The sequence below is a fragment of the Alexandriicola marinus genome, from assembly GCF_004000435.1.
GTDB classification, from domain to species: Bacteria; Pseudomonadota; Alphaproteobacteria; order Rhodobacterales; family Rhodobacteraceae; genus Alexandriicola; species Alexandriicola marinus.
The window spans coordinates 1-13,188 of the sequence record NZ_RBVZ01000004.1; the positions used below are offsets into that span (position 1 = coordinate 1).

Sequence of the window (13,188 nt, forward strand, 5' to 3'; positions counted from 1 at the left end):
TCTGCAAACATTATGCAACGGTGATCAAAGAACCGAGAGGACTGATCATCTGAGACACACAGTCCGGGAAAATCGTGCACAATCCCGTCAGCATTTGTCGAAGCCGCGCGGCCCGGCTATCTTGCGGCAAAGCATGATGCAAAGCCCGGACCGGGGCCCGCCAGAGGCCCCCTGACAAGACAGGAGACGACCGACGTGCCGTCTGTGACCTTGAAGGACATCGCCCGTGAAACGGGCTTTCACGTGTCAACCGTGAGCCGGGCGCTTGACCCGCGTGCACGATCGGCGCTGACCGACCAGGTGGTGCAGAAGGTGAACGAGGCGGCGGTGCGCATGGGATACCGGCCCAACCGTCTGGCCGCCGGGCTGCGCACGAAGCGGACCAAGACGATCGGCGTCGTGATCCCCGATATCACCAACCCGCTGTTTCCGCCCATCGTGCGCGGCATCGAAAAGGTGATCGAGCCGCTGGGCTATGTCTCGATCATCGTCAATACCGACAGCCGCCGCGACCGCGAACAGGGACAGGTCGGCGTTCTGCTGGAGCGTGGGGTCGACGGGATCATCCATGCCGCCGTCGAACGCGACGATCCGGTCCTTGACGAAATCCGGCGCGCGGGCGTTCCGCTCGTGACGGTGAACCGGGCGCTCGAAGACCCGGACATCCCGGCCATCGTCAATGACGACGCGGACGGGATCGCGCGGATGGTGGCGCATCTGGTGGAGGCCGGGCACCGGGAGATCGCCCATATCGCGGGCCCCGAACAATTGTCGACCGGGATCGACCGGCTGGCGGCATTCCGGGCCGCGGCGTCCAGCTTTGGCCTCGAGGTGCCCGAATACCATATCGCACGGGCCACCCGGCTCAACGAAGAAGAGGGCCGACGCTGCGCAGAGGCGCTCTTGTCGCTGGCCCGGCCGCCCACCGCGATCCTCGCCGCCAACGACCGGCTCGCCCTTGGCGCCTTCGAGGCGATCCGCGAAATGGGCCTGTCCTGCCCCGAGGATGTCTCGGTCACCGGCTTCAACGACTACGATTTCCTGCGGCTGATCCCGCCGGGCCTGACGACCGTCCGCGTCGACAAGCAGACGGCGGGCCGGCGGAGCGCGGAACTGGTGATCCGCCTGATCGAAGAACCCGAAAGCAAAGGCGAGACCCGGATCATCCTGCCGGTCGAAGCGGTGTTCCGGGGCAGCGTCGCCGCGCCCCGGGCCGCGCACTCAGAGCCCGAGCAGCGTGCGGGCGTTGCCTGAGAAGATCTGCGCCTTCAGGCCGTCATCGATGTCCATCTTCGACAGCCAGTCGACCCCGTCCTTCGAGCTGGCATAGGGATAATCCACCGCGAAGAGGATCCGGTCATGCGAGACCTGCTCAAGGCAGCAGCGCAGCGCGGGATCGGAAAAGAAGCCGCTTGTCGTGATCCAGAAGTTGCGGCGGAACACGTCTGCGAAATGCGAGGGCGGATTGCCCGGCCGCGCAAAGGACTCGTCGATCCGGTCAAGCCAGAACGGGATCGCCTCGCCCAGATGACCCAGCAGGATCTTGAGGTCGGGATGTTTCTCGAACAGCCCCGACAGGATCAGCCGAACGGCCTGTGTCCCGGTCTCGACGCCAAAACCCCAAGCGGCCTTGGTCATCATCGAATGGCTGGCATCATAGGGCGCATAATAGCGTTCCGTCACCGTCTTGTCGGGCAATCCGGGATGCACATAGACCGGCACACCCAGCGCCTCGGCCCGGGCAAAGATCGGCCAGTATCGCGGCAGATCGAAGAATTCGCCATGGTTCATCCCGTGAATCAGCGCGCCTTTCAGACCCTTCTCCTCGACCGCGCGGGTCAGTTCGTCGGCCGCCTGCGCGGGCAGGTTGGTGGGCAGCATGGCAAACCCCGCGAACCTGTCCGGATGCCGGGCGATCACCGCGGCCAGCGCATCGTTGACGTTGAGGCAGGCCTCTACGGCGATGTCATCGGGCAGCCGCTGACTGCCCGGCGACTGGTGCGACAGGACCTGCATGTCGACACCCGCGGCATCCATTTCGGCGATCCGAAGCTCTTCGAAATCGTAAAGCCGGTCCGACACGAAAGCCGGTGGTGACGCCGCCTTGCCGAGATACTGCGCAAGCGATGATTCCATGAAGTGCTCTTCGACCGCGATCACTGTAGGTTTGTCGTCCATCCCATTGTTCCTTATGCCATTTTTGACTGCTGCCTGAGGAGGCCGTTGCTGTCTTGACAGATATCCTGTCTTGTAGCAGCCTGTCTATGCAAACGTTTGCCGAGAGCCGCAAATCATCCGCCAACAAGATGAGACTGGCTCAGCTGGCGCGCTGTTGCATGCCGTTTCGCAGCCACTGGATCGGGGACGCAGACGGCAGGCATGTGGGTCCGGGAAACGCTGCTTTGTATCCTCGGGCTCCGACACACCAACGGGAGGATGACAATGACAAAAAGATTCACGGTTACTTCAAGGGTGGCGATCGTTGCCGCGCTCATGACGGGCGCGATGTCGACTGCGGCCCTTGCACAGGAAACGATCGTGCATGGTGCGGACGAGGAACCCGCGACGCTCGACCCGGCCGAAGTCGAACCGGGCGAAGGCGGCGAATCGGTCATCTTCCACGTCTATGACCGGCTTCTGACCGTGGGGGCGGGATCGTCCGAGCTGATCCCGGCGCTGGCGACCGAAGTGCCCAGTGTCGAGAACGGCCTGATCTCGGAAGACGGGCTGACCTACACCTTCCCGCTGCGCGAAGGGATCGCGTTCCACGACGGATCGCCCTTCACCGCCCATGATGTGAAATTCTCGTGGGATCGGGTCATCGACCTCGAATTGCCGGGATCGGGCTATGAGATCCTGTCCGAGCGCGTAGCCGAAACCCGCGTGATCGACGACTACACGTTTCAGGTCACGCTCAACGGCATCGACGCGAGTTTCCTTTACTCCGCCGTTCTGACGATGACCGCCTCGGTCGTCAGCCAGGAGGCCGTCGAGGCCGCCGGTGCGGAGGGTGACGGCGAATCGAACGGCCTTCTGGCCGGCAACATGATCGGCACCGGCCCCTACACGTTCGAAAGCTGGAACCGGACCGAGAACATGACGCTGCGCGTCAATCCCGACTATTGGGGCACGCCCGCCAATGACGATGTGCGGCTTGAATTCGGCCTCGACCCCGATGTCCGCGTGCTTGGTCTGCGGGCCGGTGAATTCGACACGATCGAGACCGATCCGTCCTATGTGGCCGACCTCGAAGGTGCCGAAGGGGTGGAAATCTACTCCGAAGGGCTCCTGCTCGAGCCGCTGCATATCGGCTTCAACATGAACGTGCCCGAAGGCGCGCTTCCCGAGGGTGACACGATCCCGGAGGATTTCTTTGCCGATGTGCGCATCCGCAAGGCGTTCAACCATGCCTTCGACTACACCGCCTTCCTGCAGGGCGCGCTGGCCGGGTTCGGCGACATCAACCCGCATTACGTGCCGATCGGCGTCTTCGGCTATGATCCCGACGCACCCGTCTATGCCGAGCAGAACCTCGAAGAGGCCGAACGCCTGTTCCGCGAAGCCGGCGTCTGGGACGCGGGTTTCACCGCGACTGTGGTCGTCGAATCCGGATCGCTGTTCGAAATTCAGTGCCTGATCCTCAAGGACAGCATCGAACGGCTGAACCCCAACATGCGGATCAACGTGCTTGGCGTGGCCGAGGCCGTATTTGACGAGGCGATCGCCTCGGAAACGGTCAACTATGCGATGTGGGCCAAGAACGGCGATCCTGCGGCCGACCCGATCGATTACCTCACGACCTATGCCCATCCCGATGGCGAATGGGGCGAGATCCATGGCTTCCGCAACGCCTATGAAAACCCCGACCAGATCGCCGACCTGATCGACCGGATCGCGGTCGAGCTGGATCGCGATGTCCGCGCCGATCTCGTGGGCGAGGTTCAGGCCCTGCTCTATGACGATCCGATGTGGATAATCGGCGCGCAGGAAGGGGCGGTCACGGCCTATCGCGAGGATATCGACGGCATGGTGCTTCAGCCGCTCTGGCCGCGCCCGTCGATCAACTTCGCAATCCTCGACAAGTCCGACGGCTGAACGCCGCCCGACAAAGGCGACCGAATGACCGGCCCCGACGGGCCGGTCATTACGACGACATACACCACGATCTGATCCTTCACCCTGCTCCACACCGGAGGTGTTATGCAGCTACGCGACTATATCGTTCGGCGGCTCATGATCCTGCCCGTCCTGATTTTCGGCGTCTCGATCGTCGTCTTTGCACTGACCCGGATCGGCGGATCGCCAATCGGCGTCTATCTCAGCCACGAGATGAACGCGGATGAAGTCGCCGCCCTCGAAGAACGGTTCCACCTGAACGAACCGCTGGTCGTTCAGTACTGGTATTGGCTCAAGGGCGCGCTGTCGGGTGATTTTGGCTATTCCGGCGTGGCCTCCGCCCCGGTGTCCGAGGTCTTCTGGCCGAAATTCGCGGCCACCATGGAATTGTCGGTCTTTTCGGCCATCGTCGCGGTCTGGCTGGGGCTCTGGCTCGGGGTCTTTGCGGGCACGCGGCGCAACCGCTGGCAGGATCACCTGACGCGGGTCGTTGCCGTGTCGGGTGCGTCGCTGCCGCTGTTCTGGTTCGGGATCGTGCTTCTGATCGTGTTCTGGGCCAACCTCGGCTGGTTCCCCGTGGGCCGGTCGACGGCCGATCTCTGGGCCTCGATCCCGCATCCGACGGGCTTCTATACACTGGACGCGATCCTTGCAGGCAATGTTCAGGCCTTCCTCGATGCACTGTGGCACCTGTTCCTGCCCTCGATCACGCTGGGCTTCGGCGCGGTGGCGATCATCACCCGGATGATGCGCTCGGCGCTGGTCGAGGAGCTTCAACAGGATTACGTCGACGCAGCCCGCGCCAAGGGCCTGCCGGAACGGCTGGTTCTGAAACGGCACGCACGGCGCAACGCGCTTGTGCCGACGATCACGGTGATCGGCCTGACCATCGCCTTTCTGATGCAGGGCGCCATCGCGGCCGAGATCATCTACCGCTGGCCGGGCCTTGGCCGCTGGATGGCGGATGCCGTCGTGCGCGGCGATCAGGCGACGATCATGACCTATGTGCTGTTCACCTCGGTCCTGTTCCTCTTCGCCAACCTCATCGTCGACATCATCTACGCCAAGCTGGACCCCCGCGTCCGACTGGGAGACTGATCCATGGCCATGACAGACCCGATCCTTTCCGAAAGCGCCGCCAAAGTCCGACTGCGCCGTCAGGGCGAAGTGCTCCGTTCGCTGATGACAAACCCGACCACCGCGCTCGGCATGATCATCATCATCCTGCTTCTGGGCATGGCGATCTTTGCGCCCTATCTGATGCCGCCCAATATTCCCGATCCCTACCAGATGCCGCGCGACTGGGGCGCGACCCGGATGCCGCCGGGCACGCCGGGGCACCCCTTGGGCACCACCAACCAGGGGGGCGACGTGCTCTACGGCGTGGTCTGGGGCAGCCGGTCGTCGCTCCAGATGTCGCTGATCGTCGTGTCGGTCACCGTGGTGATCGGGGTGGTCATCGGATCGATCGCGGGCATCGTCGGCGGCTGGATCGACGAGGCGCTGATGCGGGTCGTCGACATCTTCCTGTCGATCCCGGAACTGATCTTCGCGCTGGCCGTGGCCGCGATCCTCGGCCCGAGCTTCACCAATATCATCCTGTCGCTCTGTATCGTGTTCTGGGTGAAATACGCCCGGATCATGCGCGCGCAGATCATCCTGATCCGGCAATCCGACTACGTGCAGGCCGCCCGCGTGATGGGCGACAGCCGGTTCAACATCTTCCGCCGGGATATCCTGCCCAATGCTTCGACCCCGATCGCGGTTCAGGCCACGCTCGACATGGGCAACATCGTCCTCGTCGGCGCCACGCTCAGCTTCATCGGGCTGTCGGAATCGGGCATCGCCGAATGGGGCGTTCTGGTCTCAGAAGGTCAGGCCGGCATCGCGTCGGGCCGCTGGTGGGCCTCGACTTTTCCGGGGCTGATGATCTTTCTCTGGGCGCTGGCCTTCAACCTTGTGGGCGACGGGCTGCGCGACGCGCTCGATCCCAGAACGGAGGGCAAGAGATGACCGCTCACGACATGCCAAAAGCCCCGGTCATCGCCGAAGTGCGTGACCTGAGGGTGCAATTCGACAGCAAGCGTGGCAACGTTCACGCCGTCGACGGGGTCGGCTTCCAGATCCGCGATGGCGAGATGCTGGGCCTTGTCGGCGAGACGGGCTGCGGCAAATCCGTCACCGGCCGCGCCTTTCTGAACCTGATCCCGCGCCCGCCGGCCAAGATCGCGGGCGGACGGGTCCTGTTCCGCCCCCGTGGCGGAGCCCCCTGCCCCGATTGCGCGGGCGAAGGCTGCGAGGCCTGCGGCAGGACGGGCACCGAAACCGTCGATCTGCTGACCCTGCCGCCAAAGCCGATGCGCGCCATTCGGGGCGCCCGGATCGCCATGATCTTTCAGGATCCCGGCAAGGCGCTGAACCCCACGCTGACCATCGGCGCGCAGCTGGCCGAAGTGTTCCTGCAACACCGGAGCGAGGCGCTTCTGGCCGAGGCCGGCGTCTCGCCCGAGGAAACCGGCTGGCAGGCCAATGCCCTGCGCCGCATGGCCCGCGAAGAGGACCGCTGGCTCGACCGGCGGCTCAAGGGGCTGCCGCCGCTGTCGTCGGCGGCCGCGAAACTCGATGCGGCACTCGATGCCCATGTGGCGGCCGCATTGGCCGAGACACAGATCCCCAACCCGGCCCGCGTGATGCGCGCCTATCCGCACGAATTGTCGGGGGGCATGCGTCAGCGGGTGATGATTGCACAGGCGCTGGCCTGCGATCCGGACCTGATCATCGCGGACGAGCCCACCACCGCGCTCGACGTGACGATCCAGGCCCGCATCCTCGACCTGATCAAGACGCTGCAACGCAAGCGGCGGACGAGTGTCCTGTACATCTCGCACGACCTGAGCCTCGTGCGCAGGGTCTGCGACCGTGTGGCGGTGATGTATGCGGGCCGCATCGCCGAGATCGGCACCGTGGCCCAGGTCTTTGCCGATCCGCGCCATCCGTACACACAGGGCCTGATTGCCGCCGTGCCCCGCGCCGGCACCGGCCGCGGGCATCTTGCCTCGATCCCCGGCAGCGTGCCGGAGCTGGTCGATCCGCCGCCGGGCTGCCGCTTTGCAGACCGCTGCGCCCATGTCATGGCCGAATGCACCCGGGCCAATCCGGTTGCGCGGGAAGTGGCCCCGGGCCACCAGTCGGTCTGTTTCCTTGAAAAAACGGGGCAGACGGCCGCCCCGGCAACCAGCGAGGCGTCCACAACATGATGCAGCAACGCCTGTCCGAGAAGTCTGCGCAGCGCAAGGCGGGTGACACCCTCCTGTCGGTGCGCAACCTGTGCAAGCATTTCCCGATCCGCGAAGGCATCCTGCAATCGACCGTGGGGCATGTCCGCGCCGTCGATGGCGTAAGCTTCGATATCCGGCGCGGCGAGACGGTGGGCCTCGTGGGCGAGTCGGGCTGTGGCAAGACGACCCTCTCGCAATGCGTGGCGGGGCTGACCACGCCCACCTCCGGCGAGATCCTCTTTGACACGGGCCGGGGCGGTCCGCTGGGTCAGGAAGACCGGATCGATGCCATGCCGCGCGACAGATACCGGACCTACCGGCGCAATACTCAAATGGTGTTTCAGGACAATTTCGCCTCTCTGAACCCGCGCGAACTGGTGATCGACTGCATTGGCCGGCCTCTGCGCGTCTATAACGAGGCCTCGGGGTCGGAGCTGACGGAACGGGTCGTCGAACTGCTCGAACAGGTGGGCCTTGGGCGGCAGCATCTCTATCGCTATCCGCACCAGTTTTCCGGCGGGCAGCGGCAGCGCATCTCGATCGCGCGGGCACTTGCGCTCGATCCCGAACTGATCGTGCTGGACGAGCCGACCTCGGCGCTGGACGTGTCGGTTCAGGCGCAGATCCTCAACCTGCTGTGGGATCTGCAAAAGCATCGCCACCTCGCCTATCTTTTCGTGACACATGATCTGTCGGTCGTGCGCCACATGGCCGACCGCACGGTGACGATGTATCTGGGCCGCGTGGTCGAACAGGGCCCGACCGAAACGATTTTCGGCAATGCGGCGCACCCCTACACAAAGGCTCTGCTCGCCGCGAAGCCCGATCTGGACGACGACCCCTCGGTGCCGATCGCAACGCTCGAAGGGGTGGTCCCCGACCCGGCGCGCCCGCCAAAGGGCTGCCGGTTTCATACGCGCTGCCCCGTGGCGACGCCCGATTGCGGGTGGGAGGTCGATGACATCGTCCGCCTGCTCGAAGCTGACGAGACTCTGTTCCAGAGCCTTCAGGGCGTGGCCCGCAAGACCGATCTCGAGGCCGGCCTGACATTCGCCGACGAGACCGCGGCCGCGGCGCTTCACGCCGCACTCGGATCCGACCGCGTGCCGCTGGCGATGCGGACGGCGACAGAGACCCTTGATCTGAACGGCAAGACCGTCAACATCCGGTTCCGAGAGACCGAAGAGGTCAGCCTCACCGACCGGGGCGAAGGCCATCAGGCGGCCTGCGTTCTGGGGCGCGGTGGGCAGTAAAGGAAAGGCAGACGACATGGCCGACACGGTCGCATTCACAGTCAACGGCAAGGCGGTCGAGGTGACGGCCGATCCCGGCCTTCCCCTTCTGTCCGCGCTGCGCGAGGATCTGGGCCTCAAGTCCACGCGATTTGGCTGCGGTTCCGAGGGCTGCGGCGCCTGCACCGTCATCGTCGACGGAACGGCACGATTTTCCTGCACCCTGCCCCTGGCCGACGTGGCCGGACAGGAGGTCCGCACCGCCGAAGGGCTGGCCGGTCCCGACGGCGATCACCCCCTGCTGACGGCCTTTCTCGATCATCAGGCGGGGCAATGCGGCTATTGCCTGCCCGGCATCCTGATGCGGGCCCGCGCCCTGCTGGATCGTGGCGAACCCGTCGACCGCGCCCGCGTGGCGCAAGAACTCGACGGCAATCTGTGCCGCTGTGGCGCCCATGCGCGCATCCTCGATGCCATCATGGATGCCGCCCGCGAGATGGGAGTTGCGACATGAGCGCGAAACTGCCCCCGGGGCTGGAAACCGCACCGCTCGTCTCGGACTGGGTGCGCCCCGACGGGGACGGCTTTGCCGTGCGCACGGGCCGGGCCGAACTTGGTCAGGGCGTGCAGGCCGCGATGTTGCGGATCGCGGCATGGGAACTGGGCCTGCCGGTCGAGCGGCTGACGATCACCGGCCCCGATACCGGCGCCAGCCCCAACGAAGGCGTCACCGCCGGCAGCCTGTCGATGACGCAGGGCGGCGCGGCCCTGCGCGCGGCCACCTCGGCAGCGCGGGTTCTGTGTCTGGCCGAGGCCGGGCGACAGCTGAATACCGAGGCCGGTCGGCTCGCCGTGATCGACGGCGCGGTGCTGGAGGCCGGGGTCGATACCGGGCTGACCCTGCCCGTGCTCGCGACCCGGGTCGATCTGGATGTGCCCGTCGTCGATCATGCGGCCCCGCTGGGCCAGCCACTCGATGCCGACGACACGTCGCGCCATGATCTGCGCGCGCGCCTGACCGGCGCGCCTTTCGTCCATGATCTGTCGCCCGAGGGGCTGCTCCATGGTCGGGTATTCGCCCCGCCCTCGATGGCCGCGCGACTGCCCGACGCACTCGATCTCGCCCCTCTCGAGGCACGGCCCGGCGTTGTGGCCGCCGTTCGGGATGGCAACTTCCTCGGGCTGGTGGCCGAAACCTCCGCCGCCGCCGACAGCGCGGCCGCGTGGTTCGAGGCGCGGCTCGAGTGGGAGGGCCTGCCCATTGTGCCGTCTGACCCGCATTCCCTGCTGGAGGCCAGCACGGCCGAGATGGAACAGCTCGAGGTGCCGGAGGCGGGCCTGCCCAGCTCCGAACCCGTGATCGACATCACCTGCCGTCGTCCGTTCCTGAGCCATGCGCCGATGGGCCCGTCCGCCGCCATGGCCCAATGGGGCGACGATGGCCTGACCGTCTGGTCGCACAGCCAGGGCGTCTATCCGCTTCGCGATGCGATGGCGCGCGTGCTCGACCTGCCGCAAGACGCGATCCGCGTGATCCACACGCCGGGGCCGGGCTGCTATGGGCATAACGGCGCCGATGACGTGGCGCTGGATGCCGCACTTCTGGCCCGGGCCGTGCCGGGCCACCCCGTCCGGCTTGTCTGGTCGCGCGCGACGGAATTCCGCACCGCGCCGTTGGGTGCCGCCATGGCGACCCGCGTGCGCCTGTGGATGGAGGATGGCCACCTGTCGGCGGCCCGCGTCAGTGTCACGAGCCCGCCGCATTCGACCCGGCCGGGAACCGCCGGGCATGTCTATCTGCGCGCCGGCGCCATGATCGAGGGAGGCACGCCCTTCCCGCCCGCCCCCGACCTGCCCGCGAACCGCGGCAACGGGGCCGCGCGGAACGCCCGCCCGATCTATGCCGCCCCCGCACTGGTGGAGCGCAAGCTGGTCGATGACCTGCCGTGGCGCACCTCGGCGTTGCGCGCGCTTGGCGGCCAGCTCAACGTCTTTGCAATCGAAACCGGCGTCGAGGCGGCATTGATGGCCGAAGGCCTCGATCCGTTCGATGGCCGTCTTGCAAGCCTTGAGGACACCCGCGCCCGCACCGTTCTGGAAAAGCTGCGCGAGATCGGGGCCGATATCATCGGAACCGAAGAACCCGACCGGTCATGGGGCATCGGGCTTGCGCGCTACAAGAACGTGGCGGCTTGGGCCGGCGTGCTGGCCGAGATCGAACTCGGCGACGATATCCGTGTCACCCGCGTGCGCGCCGCCGTCGATACCGGTGAGGTGATCCACCCCGATGGTGCCCGCAACCAGATCGAGGGCGGCATCATTCAGGCGCTGAGCTGGACATTGAAGGAAGCGGTCCCCCTCGACGGCGCCCGCGTGGCCGCGGAAAGCTGGGAGGATTATCCGATCCTGAGGTTCTCCGAAGTGCCGCAGATCGAAACCGCCCTGATCCACCGCCCCGAAGACCCGCCCTATGGCTGCGCCGAGGCCGTGGCAGGGCCCGCCTCTGCCGCGGTGGGCAACGCGGTGCAACGGATGATCGGCGTGCCGATCCGCGACCTGCCGATCACGCGCGAAAGGATCATCGCGGCTGTGTCGGAGGCATAATCGATCGCCGTCGGGCGACGCGCACCGAGAACATCAAATGGCCGATCCCGTTATCCGGGACCGGCCATAATTCTTGCCGCCTGAACCGGTTCCGACCAAAGCGTCAGGCGGCGACGACCTTGAGGTTCGTTTCTTCCTTGCCGATCAGCGCCTCGTGAAGCCGCGCCACCGCGCTGTCGGATGCATCGCGCGGCACGGCAAATTGCACGTCGACGTTGCGCGAGGTCTGATGCGCCGCGATCACGTCTATCCCGGCCTCTTCCAGCGCCCTGAGGCCCCGGCTAAGTGGCTTCACCCCGCAAAGATCCCGCCCGATCGCCGAGACGATCGCGATTGAACGGGCACCGACCTCTGCCGAAGGAAAGGCGGTCTCGAGATCGTTCACGACCCGTTTCACGGTCTTGAGCGAAGCGTGAACGTAATGGGTGATCGTATTGGCGTTCGAGCTTTTCGAGACGATCCACACATTGTGCCGCTTGAGCACATCGAGGATCGTGGCGTCATAACCCTTTACGCCCACCATGTCCTGTTCGAACACTTCAAGCGCGACCACGTCCAACCCTGTCACAATCTCGACCCCCGGTGTCTCGGCCGGCTGATCGTCGATCAACGTGCCCGGATCGCCGGGATCGAACGCATTCGTCACCCTCAGCGGGATGGCCGAACGGCGCAGAATCTTGGCCGCGTTCGGATGGATCGCCTCCATCCCCATGTTCGACAGCTGATCGGCCACGTCATAATTCGTGTGGCCAAGCTTGCGCACGGCATCCGGGCCGACAAGCTTGGGATCGGCGGAAGACAGGTGGAATTCCTTGTGGATGATCGCCTCCTCCGCGCCGGTATGGGCCGAGATATTGGCGAAGGTCACCTCGGAATAGCCCCGGTCATATTCCTTCATAAGCCCTTCGCTGCATTGGGCATATCCGGTCACGATGGGCAATTCGGCGCTCAGGTCTATGGAGTCGAGCCAGTGACCGATACGTTCGCGCAGGTTGCAGACCGTGTCGTCCCGCCAGCCGCTCAGATCGACAAAGCGCGCGTTCACGCCCGACCGTTGCAACAGCAGCGTCGCGACAAAGGCGGAATGCGCCTCGCCCAGGCCCGACAACAGCTCTCGCGTGACGCCCATGTGATCGGCGAGCCGGAAATGTCCGTAGGAACACAGCCGCTGCAGATCGAACAGGCAGGACCGCGCGCCCTCGATCCGGTCGCGGACGAATTCGTCGGCCATCTGCCGGTCGCCATCGCTTTCCAGAACGGTCGCATGGATGTCGGACATCGCGGTCGCGACCTTGCTCAGCGCGTCAAGCCAGCCATGATCGTTGTCATCATTGGCAAACAGCCCATAGACGCCCGGCTGGCCCGACTTCTTGTGCTCGAGAAGAAGGTCCGTGATCCCGCCGAAGGCAGAGACCACGAAGATGCGGTTATAAAGCGCATCCCCCTCCCGCTCCCCGATCAGGAGCGTGTCGCGCAATTCGCGCAGGCGGCTCATCGAGGTGCCGCCGATCTTTTCGACCGTATGTCCGGTGCGTGTCACGGTATCATCCTCCTCTTCAGGCCGAAGCCTCGTCGACAAGCGCGTAGGAGCCATCTTCGCGGTGAACCTCTGTTCCGGTGACCGGCGGGTTGAAGACGCAGGCCATGATCAGCTCTTCCTCGGCGCGCAGGATATGCCTGTCATGCTCGTTCAGCGCATACATGACACCGGGCTTGATCTGGTGCGTCTCGCCGGTGGCGAGGTCGGTGATCGAACCCTTGCCCTGCATGCAATAGACGCTCTCAAGGTGGTTCTTGTATTCGAACGTGTGTTCGGAGCCGGCCTCGAGAAAGGTGATGTGGAACGAGAACCCCATCCCGTCGCTGGCCAGAAGCATCCTGACCGACGACCATTGCGCATCCGACACGACGCGGTCCCGTTCTTTTTCGACGATCTCGTTGAAATCTCTGACAATCAT

At 65.2% G+C, this 13,188-nt stretch carries 11 protein-coding genes; 8 read left to right on the top strand and 3 right to left on the bottom strand.

Features of this window, described 5'->3' with window-relative positions; genetic code table 11:
• Window positions 1-195: 195 nt before the first annotated feature.
• A complete protein-coding gene (locus tag EP376_RS14140; RefSeq protein ID WP_127656265.1) occupies window positions 196-1,254 on the top strand; it encodes a LacI family DNA-binding transcriptional regulator in 1,059 nt (352 codons plus the stop codon).
• Here EP376_RS14140 and EP376_RS14145 read toward each other — a convergent pair.
• Window positions 1,222-2,178, bottom strand: coding sequence for an amidohydrolase family protein (locus tag EP376_RS14145; protein WP_127656266.1), 957 nt, complete (start codon window positions 2,176-2,178; stop codon window positions 1,222-1,224). The two genes, EP376_RS14140 and EP376_RS14145, sit on opposite strands and share 33 nt — an antisense overlap.
• 264 nt (window positions 2,179-2,442) lie before the next feature.
• Between EP376_RS14145 and EP376_RS14150 the strand changes: the two genes are divergently transcribed.
• The 7 genes from EP376_RS14150 (at window position 2,443) to EP376_RS14180 (ending at window position 11,230) form a co-directional block, all read left to right on the top strand.
• Window positions 2,443-4,095, top strand: coding sequence for an ABC transporter substrate-binding protein (locus EP376_RS14150; RefSeq protein WP_164744940.1), 1,653 nt, complete (start codon window positions 2,443-2,445; stop codon window positions 4,093-4,095).
• 105 nt (window positions 4,096-4,200) lie between these two features.
• Complete coding sequence (locus tag EP376_RS14155) at window positions 4,201-5,214, top strand: ABC transporter permease (protein WP_127656268.1); 1,014 nt, start codon at window positions 4,201-4,203, stop codon at window positions 5,212-5,214.
• Window positions 5,215-5,217: 3 nt separating this feature from the next.
• Window positions 5,218-6,129, top strand: coding sequence for an ABC transporter permease (locus EP376_RS14160; RefSeq protein ID WP_127656269.1), 912 nt, complete (start codon window positions 5,218-5,220; stop codon window positions 6,127-6,129).
• Complete coding sequence (locus tag EP376_RS14165; RefSeq protein WP_127656270.1) at window positions 6,126-7,373, top strand: ABC transporter ATP-binding protein; 1,248 nt, start codon at window positions 6,126-6,128, stop codon at window positions 7,371-7,373. Before EP376_RS14160 ends, EP376_RS14165 begins: the two co-directional genes overlap by 4 nt.
• Window positions 7,370-8,647, top strand: coding sequence for an ABC transporter ATP-binding protein (locus EP376_RS14170; RefSeq protein ID WP_203330942.1), 1,278 nt, complete (start codon window positions 7,370-7,372; stop codon window positions 8,645-8,647). The genes EP376_RS14165 and EP376_RS14170 overlap by 4 nt, the downstream gene beginning before the upstream one ends.
• Window positions 8,648-8,663: 16 nt before the next feature.
• The gene (locus EP376_RS14175; RefSeq protein ID WP_127656271.1) at window positions 8,664-9,140 is read left to right on the top strand and encodes a (2Fe-2S)-binding protein; all 477 of its coding nucleotides are present in this window, start codon (window positions 8,664-8,666) and stop codon (window positions 9,138-9,140) included.
• Complete coding sequence (locus EP376_RS14180; RefSeq protein WP_127656272.1) at window positions 9,137-11,230, top strand: molybdopterin cofactor-binding domain-containing protein; 2,094 nt, start codon at window positions 9,137-9,139, stop codon at window positions 11,228-11,230. Before EP376_RS14175 ends, EP376_RS14180 begins: the two co-directional genes overlap by 4 nt.
• A 103-nt stretch (window positions 11,231-11,333) precedes the next feature.
• On the opposite strand, the gene EP376_RS14185 is transcribed toward EP376_RS14180, so the two are convergent.
• Both EP376_RS14185 and EP376_RS14190 read right to left on the bottom strand, forming a co-directional pair.
• Window positions 11,334-12,770 (bottom strand): aspartate kinase, encoded by a 1,437-nt coding sequence (locus EP376_RS14185; RefSeq protein ID WP_127656273.1) that lies wholly within the window; start codon window positions 12,768-12,770, stop codon window positions 11,334-11,336.
• A gap of 16 nt (window positions 12,771-12,786) precedes the next feature.
• Entirely contained in the window at window positions 12,787-13,188 is a 402-nt protein-coding gene (locus tag EP376_RS14190) for an ectoine synthase (RefSeq protein WP_127656274.1), read from the bottom strand.

Bases quoted from the DNA above. Each gene is read 5' to 3' on its own strand.
- EP376_RS14160 (WP_127656269.1), top strand. From the start codon at position 5,218: ATGGCCATGACAGACCCGATCCTTTCCGAAAGCGCCGCCAAAGTCCGA.
- EP376_RS14155 (WP_127656268.1), top strand. From the start codon at position 4,201: ATGCAGCTACGCGACTATATCGTTCGGCGGCTCATGATCCTGCCCGTC.
- EP376_RS14150 (WP_164744940.1), top strand. From the start codon at position 2,443: ATGACAAAAAGATTCACGGTTACTTCAAGGGTGGCGATCGTTGCCGCG.
- EP376_RS14165 (WP_127656270.1), top strand. From the start codon at position 6,126: ATGACCGCTCACGACATGCCAAAAGCCCCGGTCATCGCCGAAGTGCGT.
- EP376_RS14180 (WP_127656272.1), top strand. From the start codon at position 9,137: ATGAGCGCGAAACTGCCCCCGGGGCTGGAAACCGCACCGCTCGTCTCG.
- EP376_RS14175 (WP_127656271.1), top strand. From the start codon at position 8,664: ATGGCCGACACGGTCGCATTCACAGTCAACGGCAAGGCGGTCGAGGTG.
- EP376_RS14145 (WP_127656266.1), bottom strand. From the start codon at position 2,178: ATGGACGACAAACCTACAGTGATCGCGGTCGAAGAGCACTTCATGGAA.
- EP376_RS14190 (WP_127656274.1), bottom strand. From the start codon at position 13,188: ATGATTGTCAGAGATTTCAACGAGATCGTCGAAAAAGAACGGGACCGC.
- EP376_RS14170 (WP_203330942.1), top strand. From the start codon at position 7,370: ATGATGCAGCAACGCCTGTCCGAGAAGTCTGCGCAGCGCAAGGCGGGT.